15 protein-coding genes are annotated in these 18,043 nt (G+C 67.7%); 8 read left to right on the forward strand and 7 right to left on the reverse strand.

All coding sequences use genetic code 11. The features are described 5' to 3' along the window. Positions 1 to 98 precede the first annotated feature (98 nt). Positions 99 to 641: a QcrA and Rieske domain-containing protein gene (locus BLS97_RS12525; RefSeq protein WP_090476312.1), complete on the reverse strand. Its 543-nt coding sequence runs from the start codon at positions 639 to 641 to the stop codon at positions 99 to 101. 113 nt (positions 642 to 754) lie between these two features. Between BLS97_RS12525 and BLS97_RS12530 the strand changes: the two genes are divergently transcribed. From BLS97_RS12530 to BLS97_RS12540, 3 genes are read left to right on the forward strand one after another with little or no spacing between them, the layout of a single operon-like run. Next, positions 755 to 1,180, forward strand: a complete 426-nt coding sequence (locus BLS97_RS12530; RefSeq protein ID WP_197676159.1) for a hypothetical protein — start codon at positions 755 to 757, stop codon at positions 1,178 to 1,180. A 47-nt stretch (positions 1,181 to 1,227) separates the two neighbouring features. After that, on the forward strand, positions 1,228 to 1,743 hold the full coding sequence (locus BLS97_RS12535) for a sigma-70 family RNA polymerase sigma factor (RefSeq protein WP_090476314.1): 516 nt from the start codon (positions 1,228 to 1,230) through the stop codon (positions 1,741 to 1,743). Further along, positions 1,740 to 2,420: an anti-sigma factor family protein gene (locus tag BLS97_RS12540; RefSeq protein ID WP_090476316.1), complete on the forward strand. Its 681-nt coding sequence runs from the start codon at positions 1,740 to 1,742 to the stop codon at positions 2,418 to 2,420. Before BLS97_RS12535 ends, BLS97_RS12540 begins: the two co-directional genes overlap by 4 nt. Positions 2,421 to 2,491: 71 nt before the next feature. On the opposite strand, the gene BLS97_RS12545 is transcribed toward BLS97_RS12540, so the two are convergent. From BLS97_RS12545 to BLS97_RS12565, 5 genes are all read right to left on the reverse strand, one after another. Then, positions 2,492 to 3,991: a mannitol dehydrogenase family protein gene (locus BLS97_RS12545; protein ID WP_090476318.1), complete on the reverse strand. Its 1,500-nt coding sequence runs from the start codon at positions 3,989 to 3,991 to the stop codon at positions 2,492 to 2,494. A gap of 95 nt (positions 3,992 to 4,086) precedes the next feature. Beyond that, entirely contained in the window at positions 4,087 to 4,977 is an 891-nt protein-coding gene (locus tag BLS97_RS12550) for a carbohydrate ABC transporter permease (RefSeq protein WP_090476320.1), read from the reverse strand. Further along, positions 4,974 to 5,942 carry a carbohydrate ABC transporter permease gene (locus BLS97_RS12555; protein ID WP_090476323.1) on the reverse strand — a complete coding sequence of 323 codons (969 nt, stop codon included), beginning with the start codon at positions 5,940 to 5,942 and terminating at the stop codon, positions 4,974 to 4,976. Before BLS97_RS12555 ends, BLS97_RS12550 begins: the two co-directional genes overlap by 4 nt. A 180-nt stretch (positions 5,943 to 6,122) precedes the next feature. Then, positions 6,123 to 7,643 (reverse strand): ABC transporter substrate-binding protein, encoded by a 1,521-nt coding sequence (locus BLS97_RS12560; protein ID WP_231988082.1) that lies wholly within the window; start codon positions 7,641 to 7,643, stop codon positions 6,123 to 6,125. A 164-nt stretch (positions 7,644 to 7,807) separates the two neighbouring features. Further along, positions 7,808 to 8,581: a DeoR/GlpR family DNA-binding transcription regulator gene (locus tag BLS97_RS12565; protein ID WP_090476325.1), complete on the reverse strand. Its 774-nt coding sequence runs from the start codon at positions 8,579 to 8,581 to the stop codon at positions 7,808 to 7,810. 1,040 nt (positions 8,582 to 9,621) lie between these two features. Between BLS97_RS12565 and rpsL the strand changes: the two genes are divergently transcribed. The 4 genes from rpsL to tuf all read left to right on the forward strand — a co-directional run bounded on the left by rpsL (position 9,622) and on the right by tuf (position 14,237). Further along, positions 9,622 to 9,996 carry a 30S ribosomal protein S12 gene (gene rpsL, locus BLS97_RS12570; RefSeq protein ID WP_090476327.1) on the forward strand — a complete coding sequence of 125 codons (375 nt, stop codon included), beginning with the start codon at positions 9,622 to 9,624 and terminating at the stop codon, positions 9,994 to 9,996. Next, on the forward strand, positions 9,996 to 10,466 hold the full coding sequence (rpsG, locus tag BLS97_RS12575; protein ID WP_090476329.1) for a 30S ribosomal protein S7: 471 nt from the start codon (positions 9,996 to 9,998) through the stop codon (positions 10,464 to 10,466). Before rpsL ends, rpsG begins: the two co-directional genes overlap by 1 nt. Before the next feature lie 180 nt (positions 10,467 to 10,646). Beyond that, a complete protein-coding gene (gene fusA / locus BLS97_RS12580) occupies positions 10,647 to 12,743 on the forward strand; it encodes an elongation factor G (RefSeq protein WP_090476331.1) in 2,097 nt (698 codons plus the stop codon). A 303-nt stretch (positions 12,744 to 13,046) separates the two neighbouring features. After that, positions 13,047 to 14,237 carry an elongation factor Tu gene (tuf, locus tag BLS97_RS12585; protein ID WP_090476333.1) on the forward strand — a complete coding sequence of 397 codons (1,191 nt, stop codon included), beginning with the start codon at positions 13,047 to 13,049 and terminating at the stop codon, positions 14,235 to 14,237. Between the two features lie 1,034 nt (positions 14,238 to 15,271). Here the strand turns inward: tuf and BLS97_RS12590 are convergent. Continuing rightward, positions 15,272 to 16,273, reverse strand: a complete 1,002-nt coding sequence (locus tag BLS97_RS12590; RefSeq protein WP_090476335.1) for a type IV toxin-antitoxin system AbiEi family antitoxin domain-containing protein — start codon at positions 16,271 to 16,273, stop codon at positions 15,272 to 15,274. Between the two features lie 1,451 nt (positions 16,274 to 17,724). Here BLS97_RS12590 and rpsJ point away from each other — a divergent pair. Next, the gene (rpsJ, locus tag BLS97_RS12595; protein WP_003938093.1) at positions 17,725 to 18,030 is read left to right on the forward strand and encodes a 30S ribosomal protein S10; all 306 of its coding nucleotides are present in this window, start codon (positions 17,725 to 17,727) and stop codon (positions 18,028 to 18,030) included. Positions 18,031 to 18,043: the final 13 nt, after the last annotated feature.

An 18,043-nucleotide genomic window follows, 5' to 3' on the forward strand; every position in this document is an offset into this window, starting at 1 on the left:
GCGTTGCGCGGGCACACCTTTCCCTGGAGGGCATTGTGTCCCCGTTGGCCGCCGACCGCACGGTGGGCGTGACCGGCGCCGCGGCGCCCGCCCGGGAGTCAGCCCGCGACCACGTTGCCCCCGCTGATCTCGACCGCCACCGACGGCAGTGGCTTGGACGCCGGCCCGTTGACGACCGCGCCGGTCAGCGCGTTGTACTTGGAGCCGTGGCAGGGGCAGTCGAGCTCGGTGCCGGCCACGGCGACCGTGCACCCCATGTGCGTGCAGATCGCGCTGAAGGCGACGACCTTCCCGGCACTGGGCTGGGCGACGACGATCGGTTTGCCGTTCGCGTCGGTGGCGGCCACGGCGCCGCCGACCGGCACCTTGCTCACCGCGACCAGGGCGTTCCCGCCCGGCGCAGCGCCGCCCGCCGAGCCGGCGGCCGCCGATGTCGCCGATGTCGCGGTGGTGGAGGTGGAGGCGGCCGGGGTACTGGAACTGCCACAGGCCGCCAGTGCGAGGGCGCCGGCACCGAGCCCGGCGGCCAGAAGCACCTCCCGGCGGTTCGGGGCGGGCAGGTGGGAGCCGGTGGTCTTCGGTGCGTCGGCGGGGCTCGGGTCGGTGGCGGCTTCCGCGGCGGCGGTCAGGTGAGTCGTCATGACGGCTATCACGACCCGTTCTCGGAAAAGGTTCAGATCGGCCCGGTTGAACGTTCCGGGCCCGGTCGGCGTGTGGTGGGCAGGGGCAGTCGAACCACATCGAGGAGGAGACCATGGTGAGCACCCGGAACCTGGCGACGAACGTGCGTTCCCCGGCCGGGAACCCCGTCGATCGGCGCTCGGCACTCGGCCGCGGGCTGGCCGCGGCCGGGGTGCTGCTGAGCGCGGACGTTCACCTGGTGCTGTACTTCGACGGGTTCAGCGGCATCAAGGTGATCGGACCGGCGTTCATGGCCAACGCGATCGGCGGGATCGTCATCGGCCTGGCCGTGCTGCTCTGGCACCACTGGCTGCCGCTGCTGGCCGCGGTCGGATTCGGTGTCGCGACGCTCGCCGCGTACTACATCTCGGCCACCGTCGGGTTGTTCGGCGTTCACGAGACCTTCGGGGGCAATCAGGTCGTCCTGGCCGAGGTCGCCGAGTGGGTGGCCGTGGCCGGTGCTGTCCTGGCGCTGGCGGCCGAACGTCGGAAGGCCTGATCATCACCACAGTGCATTCACGGGGACAAGGCGGAACGGAGGCGGGGATGGCGGCATCGGAGTCCAACGCCGACCTCATGCGGGCGTTGCACGACGAGCACGCCGCCGCCCTCTGGTCGTTCGCCCTCGGGCTGACCAACGGTGACCGCGGACGGGCCGAGGACGTGGTCCAGGAGACGCTGCTCCGCGCCTGGCGCCGGCCGGAGCTGCTCGAACAGCACGACACGTCGGCCCGCAGCTGGCTGTTCACGGTCGCCCGTAACATCGTGGTCGACCAGTGGAGGGCCCGAGGACGGCGCCCGGAGTCACTGACCGACCACGTCCCGGAGCAGTTCACCCCGGACAGCACCGACGCCGCGCTCCAGTCGATGCTGGTCGGCGAGGCGCTGCGGCGGCTCACCACCGAGCATCGGGCCGTCCTGCTGGAGTGCTACTACCGGGGCAGCACCGCGGTCCAGGCCGCCGCCCGTCTCGGCATCCCGCTCGGAACCGTCAAATCGAGAACGCACTACGCGCTCCAGGCCTTGCGTCTGGCCCTGCAGGAGTTGGGGGTGGTCACATGAGTGAGCAGCCGCAATCGACGCTGTGCCTGGACGACGCCTCCTACGTGCTCGGCTCGCTGTCGCCTGCGGAACGGCAGGCGTTCGAGCAGCATCTCGCGACCTGCCGGGACTGTCAGGCCTCGGTGGCCCGCCTGGCGGGTCTGCCCGGTCTGCTCGGGCTCACGTCGGCCGCGGATCTGGAGCAGGATCCGCCGCCCGTTCCGGACACTCTGCTCCCGCGTCTGCTGAGGGCGGCCGCCCGGCAGGGTCGGCGGCGGCGGTGGATCTGGACCGGCACGATGGCGGCCGCCGCAGCCTGTGTGGTGGCTCTGGTGATCACCCTGGTGCTGCGTCCAGCGACTCCTTCCGGTAGCTCCGCCCTACCCGCGCCGGTCGCGATGGAGCACGTGGTGCCCGGGCCGATGAACGTCTCGTTGCAGCTGGTCGACAAACAGTGGGGTACGAGCATCGTCGTCAACTGCCACTACGAAAGTGCCCACGAACCGGGAGAGTGGTACGACCTGGTCGCCTACGACGCGGCCGGAAAGGCCGTGCCGGCCGGAGGCTGGAAGTCGGTGTCCGGGGCGGGGTCGGTCGTCACCACGGCCACGGCCCTGCGGCTGTCCCAGATCTCCCGGGTCGAGGTCCAGCTACCGGACGGGACACCAGTGTTGTTCGCCGTCCCCCCGCACGGCTGAGCCCAGCGGCGGGAGGAAGGGCCGTGGCCCGTCCGGCGAGTACCGAACGGGCCACGGGGTGCGGGGCGGTCCTAGACCGGGATCGGCGCGACCAGCTTTTCCAGGGTGGCCCGGGCGCCGACCTGGTGCAGCGAGTTCAGGGTGTCCACATAGCTGGAGACGAATCGCTTCTCCTCGACCAGGTCGCCGAACAGTTCGCGGTCGGAGACGAAGGCCAGCGGTTCGGTGCGTTGGCGCGCGGCGGCGGCCTTCAACCGGTCGGCCAGCCGGTCGACGATCTCGATCGGCTCGCCCTGCTCGTCGACGCCCTCGGCGTAACGGGCCCAGCTGGCCACCACGGCCGTGGCCAGCGTGATGTCGCCACCGGTCCGGAGTTGCTCACGGATGACGGCCAGCAGCCACTTGGGGATCCGGTCGCTGCTCTCGGCGCACAGCCGGGCCACCGTGTCGCGGACCCCGGCATTGGAGAACCGGGAGATCAACTGGTGCTTGTACTCGTCCAGATCGATCCCGGGCACGGGTTCCAGGGTCGGGGTGGCCTCGCGGTTCATGTAGGCCAGCAGGAACCGCGCGAACAGCGGGTCCTGGCAGACCTCGTGGACCAGCCGGTAGCCAGCCAGGTAGCCGAAGTAGCACAGCGCCTGGTGGCTGGCGTTGAGCAGTCGCAGCTTCATCAGCTCGTACGGCTCGACGTTCGTGACGATCTGGACGCCGACGTCCTCCAGGGGTGGCCGGCCGAGGCTGAAATTGTCCTCCAGCACCCATTGGGTGAACGGCTCGCACACCACGGGCCACGCATCCTGGATGTCGAACCGCTCGCTGATCGCGGAACGGTCGTCGTCGGTGGTGACCGGCGTGATGCGGTCGACCATGCAGTTCGGGAAGTGCACCGTGGTGTCGACCCAGTCGCCCAGGCCGGCCTCGCCCGATGCGGCCTCACGGAGCCGGGCGAAGGCGGTGAACACCTCGTGGGCGACGTGGCCGTTGCCCTGGATGTTGTCGCAGCTCATGATCGTGAACGGGGCGAGACCCCGTGCGCGGCGGCGGACCAGAGCCTCGGTGATCAAGCCGAAGGTGGTGGTGGGTACGGCCCCAGGCGCCAGGTCCGCGGCCACCGCCGGGTTGGTCTCGTCGAACTTCCCGGTGACCTGGTGGAAGTTGTAGCCGCCTTCGGTCACGGTCAACGACACGATCCGGGTGGCCGGGTCGGCCATCTTCTCGATCACGGCCTGCGGGTCGTCCGGGGCGAACAGGTACTCGACGATCGACCCGATGACGCGCGGCTCCCACGACCCGTCCGGGGCTTTGAGCACCAGCGTGTACAGACAGTCCTGGGCGTCCATCGTCTGCTTCATCCGCTGGTCGGACGGCATGACGCCAACCCCGCAGATGCCCCAGTCCAGGGCCTTCCCGTCGTTCATCAGCCGGTCCAGGTACATCGCCTGGTGAGCGCGGTGGAAGCCGCCCACCCCGAAGTGCACGATCCCGGTGGTCACGGCGCCGCGGTCGTAGGTCGGGACGGGGACGCTCCGGCCGACCTCGGCCAGAGCGGCGGTGTTGAGCTGAGCCATCTTCGGTTCCTTCTCTTGCCTGATATGCATCCGGGCGGGAGCGCTGGTCAGCGATCCCGCCCGGACGGAGTGTGAGGTTGGCGGTGCGGCTGGAACTACTTGACCGCGCCGAGGGACAGACCCTGCACCAGTTTGTCCTGCGCCGCGAAGCCGGCCACCAGGACGGGTACGGACACCGCGAACGCGGCGGCCGAGACCTTGGCCAGGAACAGACCCTGCGAGGTGATGAAGCTGGTCAGGAACACCGGTGCCGTCTGCGCCTGCTGGCTCGAGGTCAGCAGGTTGGCCATCAGCAGTTCGTTCCAGGCGAAGATGAAGCAGATCAACGAGGTCGAGGCGATGCCCGGCATGGCGATCGGGGCGACGACCCGGGTGAGGGTCTTGGCCAGCCCGGCGCCGTCCAGCGAGGCCGCCTCGAACAGGGCCGGTGGGATGTCGGCCAGGAAGGACCGCATCATCCACACGGCGATCGGCAGGTTCATCGCGGTGTACAGGATGATCAGGAACCAGGAGTGGTTCAGGGCGCCGATGTTGTTGGCGATGACGAACAACGGCACCAGGCCGGCAGCGGCCGGCAGGAACTTGGTCGACAGGAAGAAGAACATCACGTCGGTCCACTTCTTGACCGGCTTGACCGACAGGGCGTAGGCGGCGGGGATCGCCAGGACCAGCACGAGCAGGGTGGAGACGACCGAGTCCAGCAGGGAGTTGAGCAGGAAGGGCCACGGGCTCTGGCCGGACTTGGAGCCGAAGAACTCGCGGTATCCATCCAGGGTGAGCGGGGCGAACAGGTTGGGCGCGTTCAGCGAGGCCTGGGCCTCCGCGTGGAAGCTGGTCAGCACCATGAAGAACACCGGCGCGATGAAGATCAGACCGATGATCCAGGTGCCGACGGTGGCGATGATGCCGCCGGCCTTCCTCTTGCCGGCGCCACCCTCCTTCAACTGCTTGTGGGCCCCGGTGGCCGGGATCGCAGTGGTGGTCATCGCGCGTTCTCCTCTTTGAACAGACTGGACACGGTGCGCAGGGCGAAGGTCGCGATGATGATCGTGCCGATCACGATGATCACGCCCTGGGCGGACGCGAGCCCGTTGTCATTCGAGCTGAAGATCGTTTGGTAGATCTTGTTGGGCAGGTTCTCGGTGTTGACGTTCAACGGCGTGATGGTGAAGACGGCGTCGAAGTTCTGGATGATGTAGATGGCACCGAGCAGGCCGGCGAGCTCCAGGTACTGCCGCATGTGCGGGAGCGTGATGTTGGTGAAGGTCTGCCACGGAGTGGCGCCGTCCACCGAGGCCGCCTCCAGCACGTCACCCGGGCGGGACTGCAGTCCGGCCAGCAGGATCAGGGTCATGAACGGCGTCCACTGCCAGATCAGGGCGATCTGCACGGCGAGCATCGGGTGCGGGCCGGTGATGTCGATGGCCGTCGGCGCCGCGTTCGGGGAGAACCAGTGGTGCACGGTGGTCAGCACGCCGTTGAGCAGACCGATGTTCGGGTCGAACATGCCGAACTTGAAGAACAGGGCGGCGGCCACGGGCACGATCAAGAACGGCGCGATCATCATGGTGCGAACGGCGCCGCGGCCCATGAACTTGCGGTTGAGCAGCAGCGCGATGCAGAGCCCGAGGACGAGTGACACCAGGACGACCGTGACGGTCAGCTCCACGGTGTGCCAGATGTCCTTGAGCATCTGCTTGTCCTTGAACACCTTGACGTAGTTGTCGAACCCGGCCCAGCCGTAGCGGTTCGGGTGGTTGGTGTTCCAGCGCCGGAAGGAGAACACGAGCGTGGCCAGGAACGGCAGCTGCGTGATGACGATGGTGAAGACGAGAGCGGGAAGCAGCGGACCCCGGCGAGTCCAGCCCTCTTTCCGGGCCCGGCGGTTGGCATCCCGCACCGCAGGGTCTTGGGCGGACAGCGCCGTCCGTGGTTGATCAGTGACGGTCATGAGGAACCAATCTTTCGGGTGACTCAAGCGGGGTGATCGCCGGGACTCATCGGCAGGGGTCCGGCAGAGCTTCCACCGGCCAGGGGGCCGGCCCTCGGCGAACCGAGCGCCGACCCCCTGGTGTGTCTGACTTCGCCGGCTTCACCGCCGGCTGGTGGAACGACTGGCGCGTCGCGCCGGCTACTTGTAGTTCGAGGCCACGGACTCGGCCAGGGTCTGGCCCTGGTTGAGCGCGTCATCCACGGAGCCGGATCCCGAGATCGCCGATGAGATCAGGGCGGTCACCTTGTCACCGAGATCGGTGAACTCAGGGATGTCGACGAACTGGATACCGACCGTGGGCCGCGGCTGGGTGCCGGGGTTGGTCGGGTTGGCGTTCTTCAGGGCTTCCAGGGTCGCCGGGGCGAAGGCGGAGGCGGCCTTGGTGTAGTCCGCGTTGGAGTACAGCGAGGTGCGCTTGCCCGACGGGACGGTGGCCCAGCCGTTCTTCTGGCCGACCAGGTTCTCGTACTGGGCGGAGGAGGCCCAGGAGATGAACTTCCAGGCCGCATCGGCCTTGGTCGTCTTCTTCTCCATCATCCAGGACCAGGCGTACAGCCAGCCCGAGGACTTCGTCATCTTGACCGGAGCCTGCGCGTACCCGACCTTGCCCGCGACCGGCGAACCGGAGCCTTCGAGCGAACCGGCGGCCGACGTCGCGTCGTACCACATGGCAACCTTCGACTGCTCCATGGCGGTCAGGCACTCGGTGAAGCCGGCGGTGGACGCACCCACCTCGCCGTGGGCCTTGACCAGGTTCACGTAGAAGTTGGTGGCGTCCTTGAACGGCTGGGCGTTGACCTGGGCGTTCCAGTCCTTATCGAACCAGGTGCCACCGAACGTGTTGACCACCGTGGTCAGCGGGGCGCCGAGCTGGCCCCATCCGGGCTCGCCGCGGAGGCAGATGCCCTTCATACCCGACTGCGCGCCGTCCACCTTGGCCGCCAGGGCGGAAACCTCGTCCCAGGTCGGGTTGGCCGGCATGGTCAGACCCTTGGCCGCGAAGACGTCCTTGCGGTACATCAGGAACGACGACTCACCGTAGAACGGCTCGCCGTAGATCTTGCCGTCGCTGGACAGCGACGAGGTCAGGGCGGGGAAGATGTCGCCTTGATTGAAGCCGGTGTCCTTCTGGGTGTACGGCGTGAGATCGGTCAGCCAGCCGTTCTTGGCGTAGATCGGCGCCTCGAAGTTGGACAGGGTGGCGACGTCGTACTGGCCGGCCTGGTTCTTGAACTCCAGGGAGGCCTTGTTCCGCATGTCGTTCTCGGGCAGCACCGTGTAGTTCACGTTGATGCCGGTCTGGGCCGTGAAGTTGTCCTTGGTCAACGCCTGCAACGCAACCATCTGGGGGTTGTTGACCATCAGCACGTTGATGGTCGTACCCGCGTTGGACTTGTCCAGGAACGGGTCGGCGGCCGGGGCCGCAGTACTACCCCCGGACGCGGCAGGGGCCGAGGACGAACCACTGCCGGCCGGTGCCGAGGCGGCGGCCGAGGAGGAGCCGGCCGGGGCCGACCCGGCCGGAGCCGAGCTGGCCGCCGCGGAAGCAGCGGAGGTCGACGACGTCGAGCCTCCGCTTGACGAGGAGCTGCTGCACGCCGCGGTGACGAGCATCGCGGCGCAGCCGGCGGCGATTGCCGCCTTGTTGGTCCAGCGCATCTGGAGTGGTTCCTTTCGGTTGGTACTGCGGGTGGGGAGTGTGGCCGGGGGGTGGCCACGGGTGCAGCCCGATGCCCGACGAGGACTTCCTCGTCAGTTCCGGTGGGTATGTGGTTGTCGCGCCAGTGGTCGGCCGCGCCCGGGTGGGGGCCGCCGACCCTGTCTCAGACCCGGATCACTTGTGGGCCGAGTGCGCTGTAACGGTGGGCCTCGTGGGCCGAGAGTGTGGTGTCGGTGATGAGGGTTTCGAAGTCGCCGACGTCGGAGAACCGACAGAAGCTGGTGACGCCGAACTTGGTGTGGATCCCGACGAACACCTTGCGTCGCGAGACGGCCATCGCCTTGGCCTTGACCGCGGCTACGGCGCTGTCGGGAACGGTGAGGCCGCGATCACGGGTGAGCCCGTTGGCTCCCATCACGGCCAGGTCGATGACCAGATCGGACAGCATCGCGGTGGCCCAGTGGTCGACGGTGGCCAGTGTGCGCCCGCGGACCCGGCCGCCGAGCAGGATCACGTTGATCGCCGCGCAGGCGGCCAGGATGCCCGCGGTGGCCAGTGAGGATGTCACCACGGTCAGCGCGCGGCCGGAGTTCACCAGCTCCTCGGCGACCAGTTGCGGCGTGAAACCCTCGTCCAGGTAGACGGTCTCGGCCGGGCCCAGCTGCTCGGCGGCGGCGACGGCGATGCGCCGCTTCTCCGGGACCCAGGATTCGCTGCGGTGAGCGATGTTCGATTCGAAGCCGACCCCTTCGACCGGATAGGCACCGCCGTGGGTCCGGCGCAGGAGGCCGTGATCCTCCAGCACCTTCAGATCCCGGCGGACGGTCTCGGCGGCCACGTCCAGCTCGTCGGCGATCTCGGTGACGGCGATATGACCGGCGCCCCTGGCCTGGGCCAGGATCAGCCGACGACGCTCCTCGCCCTGCTTCGCGTTCATCGTCCCGACCTCCTCGTCGCTGAGTTCCGTGCCTCACGGGCTCTGGCCTCCGGTGTCGGCGGCCTGCCGTTGCTGCTCCGCATGGTGTGGGTTCGACCACATCTGGTGCTCACTATTGGTACCCCTGGTCTTCCGTGTGCGTCCAGTCACAATGACCACATTTCGTGCCCGATCCATGACTGGAACCGGGCACCCACTACGCGCTGAAAAGGCTCTGCGGGTGCGACATTCGTCGAGTCTGTGCCTGAACTATGACGTGGACCGGCCCGGTTTCTGTGGGTTTCGGTGTCGGGGGCATGTGGATACGTCCAGATTTCACCGTGATCGCCCCGTGATCTGGCCGAGACCGGGTCGATACAGCCTGTATCCGTGTCGATTTGGCTGGTGAGGCGACTAATTCGATGCCCGAGTTCGGGCGGGGGCCCTGTGGCTTTCCGCTCGGCGGACGCACCGATTCGAAGTACGGTCGCTCGGGGGTGTGCGAGCCGCGCATGCGGTGAGAGAGATCGCGGGCGCCGTGGGCACATGAGGTCGGGCGCCCGCCGTTAATGGCAGTCGACCGTCACCGCGTCGGTGGAAGTGGTCGTGGCCGGCCACGAGCGGGGGACGCACGGACCTGGTCGGCCGTCGGCACGTTTGCGGGTAGCATGGTGGGCGAACCCAGCGCTGCGGCCTGGCTTGCCCCTCACGTTGCCTCGATTCCTTCGAAGCAGGGTGGGATCGGAAGCTGGACCGGTGGCCGAAGTCCGGGACGTCGTTCGAGTGACGACCCGGGGCCGCCCAGCATTTGATCGGATCTTCGTCTTTGTGCCACGCGTCTGACGTGCGGTAACATCTACGGTTGACCCGCTCTAGCTGGGTTATCGTCATGTACTCGGCATTCCCGGGCGTTCGGCGGCGAAGAGCTGTCGCGGCTTGGTGGTGGCCGTTCGCGAGGCGAGCCCCGTTCGCGGGGAAGTGCCACCGCTCGAGCGGCACACAGATGGCAGTCGAACCGCACGAACCGCTTGTTCCCCTTACCCAAGGCAGAAAGAAGTCGCATGCCAACGATTCAACAGCTCGTCCGAAAGGGCCGGCAGGACAAGAGCAGCAAGACCAAGACGCCCGCCCTCAAGGGCAGCCCCCAGCGTCGCGGTGTGTGCACTCGCGTCTACACGACCACCCCGAAGAAGCCGAACTCGGCTCTGCGCAAGGTCGCCCGCGTCAAGCTGACCAGCCAGGTCGAGGTCACTGCCTACATCCCGGGCGAGGGTCACAACCTGCAGGAGCACTCCATCGTGCTCGTCCGCGGCGGCCGGGTGAAGGACCTCCCCGGTGTCCGTTACAAGATCATCCGCGGCTCGCTCGACACCCAGGGCGTCAAGAACCGCAAGCAGGCTCGGAGCCGCTACGGCGCCAAGAAGGAGAAGAGCTAATGCCCCGCAAAGGCCCCGCACCGAAGCGGCCGCTGGTCGCCGATCCGGTCTACAACTCCCCGCTGGTGACCCAGCTGGTCAACAAGGTCCTGCAGGACGGCAAGCGCTCCATCGCGCAGGCCATCGTGTACGGCGCGCTGGAAGGCTGCCGCGAGAAGAGTGGCACCGACCCGGTCGTCACCCTCAAGCGTGCGCTGGACAACGTCCGCCCGTCGCTCGAGGTGCGCAGCCGTCGTGTCGGTGGCGCCACCTACCAGGTGCCGGTCGAGGTCCGCGTCCCGCGGCAGACGACCCTGGCCCTGCGTTGGCTGGTCGGCTACTCGAAGGCCCGTCGTGAGAAGACCATGACGGAACGTCTGATGAACGAGCTCCTGGACGCCAGCAATGGTCTGGGTGCCGCCGTCAAGCGTCGCGAGGACACCCACAAGATGGCCGAGTCCAACAAGGCCTTCGCTCACTACCGCTGGTAGTCAGTTCGGCGGCCGCCGACATCTGATCGGCAAGCGGCCGCCCGGTCTGAGTACGCTTGAAAGCACACCCCCGGCGCGGCAGAGGCGGAGACCCCGCCCTGCCGCGCCAGCATGCTGTGAGCCGTCGGAGGATTCCGGCCGGCCGCGGCACACAGAACAAGAGACGAGGAAGAACCGCACGTGGCACCCAACGCCCTCGACAAGACCCGGAACATCGGGATCATGGCGCACATCGACGCGGGTAAGACCACCACGACCGAGCGCATTCTGTTCTACACCGGTATCACGTACAAGATCGGTGAGGTTCACGACGGCGGCGCCGTCATGGACTGGATGGAGCAGGAGCAGGAGCGTGGCATCACGATCACGTCCGCGGCCACCACGACCCACTGGAAGGGTCACAAGATCAACATCATCGACACGCCCGGCCACGTGGACTTCACGGTCGAGGTCGAGCGGTCGCTGCGTGTTCTTGACGGCGCGGTCGCCGTGTACGACGGAGTCGCCGGCGTCGAGCCGCAGACCGAGCAGGTCTGGCGTCAGGCCGAGAAGTACCACGTCCCGCGGATGTGCTTCGTCAACAAGCTCGACCGGACCGGCGCGAACTTCTTCCGCTGCGTCGACATGATGGTCACCCGGCTCAACGCCACGCCGGCTGTGCTGCAGCTGCCGATCGGCGCCGAGGCCGACTTCATCGGTGTCGTCGATCTGCTCAACATGCGGGCCCTGACCTGGCGCGGCGAGACCGCCAAGGGTGAGGACTACGCGATCGAAGAGATCCCGGCCGACATGCTGGAGCAGGCTCAGGAGTACCGCGAGAAGCTCGTCGAGACGATCTCCGAGAACGACGACGAGGCCATGGAGGCCTTCCTCGTCGGTGAGGAGCTGTCGGTCGAGGCGCTCAACGCTGCTCTGCGCCGGGCCACGATCGCCGGCAAGGTCAACCCGGTCACCTGCGGATCGGCGTTCAAGAACAAGGGCGTCCAGCCCATGCTCGACGCCGTCGTCGCCTATCTGCCGTCGCCGTTGGATGTCGGGGCCACCCACGGAACGCTGCAGGACGGCGTCACCGAGGCGACCCGCGAGCCCGACCCGAAGGACAGCTTCTCCGGTCTGGCGTTCAAGGTCGCGACCGACCCGCACCTGGGCAAGCTCACGTTCGTCCGGGTCTACTCCGGCACGCTCAACTCCGGCACCCAGGTCGTCAACGCGACCAAGGACCGCAAGGAGCGGATCGGCAAGATCTACCAGATGCACGCCAACAAGCGTGAGGAACTGGCATCGGTCTCGGCCGGCGACATCGTGGCCGTCATGGGTCTGAAGCAGACCACCACCGGGGACACCCTGGCCGATCCGGCCAAGCCCATCGTCCTTGAGTCGATGACGTTCCCGGAGCCGGTCATCGAGGTGGCCATCGAGCCGAAGACGAAGTCGGACCAGGAGAAGCTGGGCACGGCCATCCAGAAGCTGGCCGAGGAGGACCCGACGTTCAAGGTCCACCAGGACGACGACACCGGCCAGACCGTCATCGGCGGTATGGGCGAGCTCCACCTGGACATCCTCGTCGACCGGATGAAGCGTGAGTTCAACGTCGAGGCCAACATCGGCAAGCCGCAGGTCGCCTACCGCGAAACCATCCGCGGCAAGGTCGAGAAGTACAGCTACACCCACAAGAAGCAGACCGGTGGATCCGGGCAGTTCGCGAAGATCCTCATCACGGTCGAGCCGCTCGATCTGGCGACTTCCGAGGGTGCGACGTACGAGTTCGTCAATGCCGTCACCGGTGGACGTATCCCGCGTGAGTACATCCCGTCGGTGGATGCCGGCGCCCAGGACGCCCTGCAGTACGGCGTACTGGCCGGCTTCCCGATGCTCGGGGTCAAGCTGACCCTGATCGACGGTGCCTACCACGAGGTCGACTCATCGGAAATGGCGTTCAAGATCGCCGGTTCCATCGCGATGAAGGAAGCGGCCCGTCTGGCCAATCCGGTGTTGCTGGAGCCGCTGATGAGTGTCGAGGTCGTCACCCCGGAAGAGAACATGGGCGACGTCATCGGCGACCTGAACTCCCGTCGTGGGCAGATCCAGGGCATGGACGAGCGCTCCGGCGCCCGCGTCGTGACCGCGCTGGTTCCGCTGTCGGAGATGTTCGGTTACGTCGGCGACCTGCGGTCCAAGACCGCCGGGCGCGCCTCGTACTCGATGGTCTTCAGCACGTACGCGGAGGTTCCGACCAACGTGGCGAAGGTCATCATCGCCAAGCAGAACGGCGAGTAGGCATCGCAGTGACGCACGAACGGGGAGCGGAGCCAGCCGTGAGGCGAGCGATGGTCCCCGCGAAGCAGAACGGCGAGTAGTTTCCCGGAAGCGGTACGGATTCGCTCTTGCGGGAGCGAGTCCGTACCCTTCCAGAGGTTTGACCACCTCGAATCCCCAAGCTCGGTGAACCGGCAGTTCCGCCGGTTCATCAAGGGTGCTGATTGAAGACCGGTCAGCTCCAGATCCACCCACGAACGCCTGACGACCGGCACCAGTTCATGTGTCGCGGGCGCATCATCACAGTCCTGAGGAGGACCTGCAGTGGCGAAGGCGAAGTTCGACCGCAGTAAGCCGCACGTCAACATTGGCACGATCGGCCACGTTGACCACGGCAAGACCACCCTGACCGCGGCCATCACGAAGGTGCTGGCCGACAAGTACCCGACCCTGAACCAGGCGTCGGCCTTCGATCAGATCGACAAGGCGCCGGAAGAGCGCCAGCGCGGTATCACCATCAACATCGCGCACGTCGAATACCAGACCGAGAAGCGTCACTACGCCCACGTCGATGCGCCTGGTCACGCCGACTACATCAAGAACATGATCACCGGTGCGGCTCAGATGGACGGTGCGATCCTGGTCGTCGCCGCCACCGACGGCCCGATGCCGCAGACCAAGGAGCACGTGCTCCTGGCCCGCCAGGTCGGCGTTCCGTACATCCTGGTCGCCCTGAACAAGTCCGACATGGTCGACGACGAGGAGATCCTGGAGCTCGTCGAGCTCGAGGTCCGCGAGCTTCTCGCCGCCCAGGACTTCGACGAGGACGCCCCGGTCATCCGGACCTCCGGTCTGAAGGCGCTCGAGGGTGACCCGAAGTGGGTCGAGACCGTCGTCGAGCTGATGAACGCGGTTGACGAGTCCGTGCCGGAGCCGGTGCGCGACACCGACAAGCCGTTCCTGATGCCGATCGAGGACGTCTTCACGATCACCGGTCGTGGCACCGTCGTCACCGGCAAGGTCGAGCGTGGCGTCATCAACGTCAACGCGACGGTCGAGATCGTCGGCATCAAGCCGAAGTCCTTCCAGACCACCGTCACCGGCATCGAGATGTTCCGCAAGCTGCTCGACACCGCCCAGGCCGGCGACAACGCCGGTCTGCTGCTCCGCGGCACCAAGCGCGAAGACGTCGAGCGTGGCCAGGTCGTTGTCAAGCCGGGCTCGATCACTCCCCACACGGAGTTCGAGGCGCAGGTCTACATCCTGGGCAAGGACGAAGGCGGCCGCCACACGCCGTTCTTCAACAACTACCGTCCGCAGTTCTTCTTCCGCACCACCGACGTGACCGGCGTCGTCACCCTCCCCGAGGGCACCGAGATGGTCATGCCGGGCGACACCACCGAGATGACCGTCGCGCTGATCCAGCCGATCGCCATCGAAGATGGCCTGCGTTTCGCGATCCGTGAAGGCGGCCGTACCGTCGGCGCCGGCTCGGTCACGAAGATCGTCAAGTAGTTCCCGCTCCGGTTCGCCGGAGTCCGTAGTTCCGCATGACCCGCAGGGCCCCGACGCGATTCGCGTCGGGGCCCTGCGGCGTTGTCCCGGTGCGTTGTGCGTTGTGTCCCGGTGCGTTGTGCGTTGTGCGTTGTGTGCTGGTGCTGGTGCTGGTGCTGGTGCTGGTGCTGGTGCTGGTGCTGGTGCGTGGTGCGTGGTGCGTGGTGCGTGGTGGGTGGTGCGTGGTGCGTGGTCGTGCTGATGCGTGGGCGTGTTGGTGCGTGGTCGTGTTGGTCGGTCGTGGTGCTGGTCAGCCGCGCGGTGGTTGGCGTCCCGCGGGCGTGAGTGGCGTGTTGATTTGCCGTGGTGGGTGAGCGGCGGGTTGGCTGCTGGCGGGTGTGAGCGGCGGGTTGGTCGCCCGCGCGTGTGTGACTGGTTGATTCGCCGGTCGCCGGTGGCCGGTGGCCGGTGGCCGGTGGGCGGTGGGCGGTGGCCGGGCGGCGGCCGGTGGGCGTCGCGGTCGCGGTGAGGTGGACGTCGCCCTGGGACGGACCATCCTCACACCCGTTCGGCGCCTTCACACCGATTGTCGGCGCGCCAACTGGTGTGTCCCGGGGTAGGTGGGTGTGAGGGCACCCAAGAGGTGTGGCTTGGCGCGATGTTGGTGCATTGGTGCTGCCCTGCGCGGTGCGGTGCCGGTGCGCGTGCCTCTGCCCGAGCCCGAGCCCGGTGCTCGGTGCGCGTGCCCAGCGTGGGCCTTGGCCGGTGATCCCGCCGGTGCTCGGTGCGCGGTGCGCGGTGCGCGTGCCCAGCGTGGGCCTTGGCCGGTGATCCCGCCGGTGCTCGGTGCGCGGTGCGCGTGCCCAGCTTGTGCCTTGGCCCGTGCTCCTGCCGGTGCCCGGTGCCCGGTGCCCGGTGCGCGTGCCCATGCCGGTGCGCGTGTCCCTGGCGGTGCCCGAGCCATGCCTGTGCCTGTGCGGCGTGCTGGTTGGTCAGGGCAGGGCGGCGGGACGCGATACTCCCGGCGTTGAATCGTCACGCCCGCCGGCGGGCACTCACCGAGGGATCTGGATCGGGTCGAGAGCCCGAACCGACCCGTCGATGCCGACCGTCGCCAGTACCTTCTCGGCTCGAGCCAGGAGCGCACGGATGCGCCGGCCGAGTCCGGGCAGGTCGAACAAGTCGGACCAGACGATCCGCACCACCTGCCAACCCAGCTCCCGCAGGCGCTTCTCCCGGAGTGCCTCTTCGACGACGACGTCGACCACATCCCGCCCGTCGGTCATCGCCGGGTCCCGGTACTTGACCTTGCCGTCGAACTCCAGCAGGAGGCCGCTGCCGAGGAATCCGAGATCCGTCCGGCCGATGAATTCGCCCCTTCGGCCGTAGACCCGGCATTGCAGATCCGGTTCCGGCAGGTCTAGGGCACGGCACGCCACGCGCAGCCGGCTCTCGCCCACGCTCTCGGCGCGTCCATCCGCGAACTGCAGGGCGCGCCGTGCCACCGACGCACCGACGCAGCCTCGGACGTCACCCAAGGCCCGCGCCACTTGATCGGCGATCGTCGGGGCCTGGTGCAGAGCGGCGTCGGCGACGGGTACTGCTACCCCGAAGGTTTCGGTGCGAGCCACGTCGACCAACGTGCGGGCCAGCGACGTCGCCCGGACGCCGTCGATCTCGATCACGTCGGCCGGATCCAGCGGAGCGACGTGCAGGATTCTTCGAGAGTCACCGCGAGCGCCGGTTCGGCCCGGCCTGGTCAGGTGGATCCGCCCCAGGACTGCAGAATCGACCGGGAGCCCGTGCAGCGCTGCGGCCGAGATATGGCTGACGACCACGCTGGGCGCGGCGTGGGCGGCCGCCCTGGCCCGCAGAACGTGCTGTCCGCGTAGGTCCTGGCGGTCGAAGTACTCGGCGGGGGAGTACACCCCGCGGTGCACCGAGCGGATCTCGCCCGACGCTCGAGCTCGCTCGACCTCCGCCGGGGAATACCCGGTGGCCATGAGTTCGCGTCGGATCAGGAGAGGCTTGCGGTCGATGTCGAGGACGACGTTCATGCCGACAACCGTGCCGATCGATCGTCTTCGGGGCCAGGTCCCAGCCGACTTTGTGGATCGATCAGACGTGTGGGGACAGCTCCGCCGACCGGAGGCCGTTCCTCATCGGGGGGCGGGTCGACCTTGTCCGGGACGAGTGGCCCCGCGGTATCCATCCCTACCGGTCGCCTGCGCACCGCCGGGGTCGCGCCCGCGTTCGACGGGTCGGAAGCTCGCGTCGCACGGGCCATGGCCAGGGCGGTGCGCGCATCTGTGGGCTCGGCGCCCACACCGATTGGTCGTTCTCCCACCCATTGGTCCCTGTCACCGCTTGGTCCATGTGACGCCGGTGGTCCCTGCTACACCGGTTGGTCGTTGTCACACCCGCTGGTCCCTGTCACCGCTTGGTCCATGTGACGCCGGTGGTCCCTGCCACACCGGTTGGTCGTTGTCACACCCGCTGGTCCCTGTCACACCGGCCCCCGGGCGGGGACCAGGTGTGCCCATGTTCAACCGGTGTGTATCGCGCCGGAAGGTCCCGTAATTCGTGACGGAGGTCGGGGCCGACTAGCGTCGCCGGCCGTTCCGGCCCCGCCGGGCGTGCCGGTGCTCTGGACTGCTCCGGCCCTCGCCGGCCGTTCCGGCCCCGCCGGGCGTGCCGGTGCTCTGGACTGCTCCGGCCCTCGCCGGCCGTTCCGGCCCCGCCGGGCGTGCCGGTGCTCTGGACTGCTCCGGCCCTCGCCGGCCGTTCCGGCCCCGCCGGGCGTGCCGGTGCTCTGGACTGCTCCGGCCCTCGCCGGCCGTTCCGGCCCCGCCGGGCGTGCCGGTGCTCTGGACTGCTCCGGCGCTCTGGGCCGGTTCGGGACAGTCGTCGGTCGGGCCGGACCATCTACCGCCAGACCATCTACCGCGAACCATCTACCGCGAACCATCCACCGCCAGACCATCAACCGCGTGGGCCGAGGACCACGGTCAACCGTCCGAACCGACCCCACCCGACAAGACCGACGTCCAACGGCCCCGGCATCGTCCGTGTGATCGACTCGATTTGAAGTCCGGACCAGGTCTAGGGCATACTCGACGGGTTGCCCTCTCCGGGTGGATGCTGTTTGCCGCCGGTGAGCACTGCAGGTCCGACAGCAAGTCCACCGGACTACGAAACCAGCAACCACCAGCACGGCCCATAAGCATCACCGAACCATGTGCTCGCACGAGCACAACTGGTCCACCACACGGAGTAGCACACGTGTGAGCAGTCGGCGCGACACGCCCGACCGCGTGGACCGGAGTACCTGAGACAGATGAACAGCGGCGAGCATTGTCTCGCTCCGAGAAACGCCGGTCGAGGCCGTCGGATCGCGGAACCGTGCCCACCCGGGCCACACCAGGGTGGGCGCAGTACGGCACGAAGGCGTGACGTACGACCCAAGACAGACGAACTCCAGCAGGATCAACCAAGAAGGACGGCAAGCGTGGCGGGACAGAAGATCCGCATCAGGCTCAAGGCCTATGACCACGAAGCGATCGACGCCTCAGCGCGCAAGATCGTGGAGACGGTGACCCGGACCGGTGCACGTGTAGTCGGCCCCGTGCCGCTGCCGACCGAGAAGAACGTGTACTGCGTCATCCGCTCGCCGCACAAGTACAAGGACTCGCGCGAGCACTTCGAGATGCGGACGCACAAGCGTCTGATCGACATCCTCGATCCGACCCCGAAGACGGTGGACGCGCTGATGCGCATCGATCTGCCGGCCTCGGTCGACGTCAACATCCAGTAGGGATCTCCTCCGA

It is taken from the genome of Nakamurella panacisegetis, assembly GCF_900104535.1.
Taxonomy (GTDB): Bacteria; Actinomycetota; Actinomycetes; order Mycobacteriales; family Nakamurellaceae; genus Nakamurella; species Nakamurella panacisegetis.

Bases quoted from the DNA above. Each gene is read 5' to 3' on its own strand.
- BLS97_RS12525 (WP_090476312.1), bottom strand. From the start codon at position 641: ATGACGACTCACCTGACCGCCGCCGCGGAAGCCGCCACCGACCCGAGC.
- BLS97_RS12530 (WP_197676159.1), top strand. From the start codon at position 755: ATGGTGAGCACCCGGAACCTGGCGACGAACGTGCGTTCCCCGGCCGGG.
- BLS97_RS12535 (WP_090476314.1), top strand. From the start codon at position 1,228: ATGGCGGCATCGGAGTCCAACGCCGACCTCATGCGGGCGTTGCACGAC.
- BLS97_RS12540 (WP_090476316.1), top strand. From the start codon at position 1,740: ATGAGTGAGCAGCCGCAATCGACGCTGTGCCTGGACGACGCCTCCTAC.
- BLS97_RS12545 (WP_090476318.1), bottom strand. From the start codon at position 3,991: ATGGCTCAGCTCAACACCGCCGCTCTGGCCGAGGTCGGCCGGAGCGTC.
- BLS97_RS12550 (WP_090476320.1), bottom strand. From the start codon at position 4,977: ATGACCACCACTGCGATCCCGGCCACCGGGGCCCACAAGCAGTTGAAG.
- BLS97_RS12555 (WP_090476323.1), bottom strand. From the start codon at position 5,942: ATGACCGTCACTGATCAACCACGGACGGCGCTGTCCGCCCAAGACCCT.
- BLS97_RS12560 (WP_231988082.1), bottom strand. From the start codon at position 7,643: ATGCGCTGGACCAACAAGGCGGCAATCGCCGCCGGCTGCGCCGCGATG.
- BLS97_RS12565 (WP_090476325.1), bottom strand. From the start codon at position 8,581: ATGAACGCGAAGCAGGGCGAGGAGCGTCGTCGGCTGATCCTGGCCCAG.
- rpsL (WP_090476327.1), top strand. From the start codon at position 9,622: ATGCCAACGATTCAACAGCTCGTCCGAAAGGGCCGGCAGGACAAGAGC.
- rpsG (WP_090476329.1), top strand. From the start codon at position 9,996: ATGCCCCGCAAAGGCCCCGCACCGAAGCGGCCGCTGGTCGCCGATCCG.
- BLS97_RS12590 (WP_090476335.1), bottom strand. From the start codon at position 16,273: ATGAACGTCGTCCTCGACATCGACCGCAAGCCTCTCCTGATCCGACGC.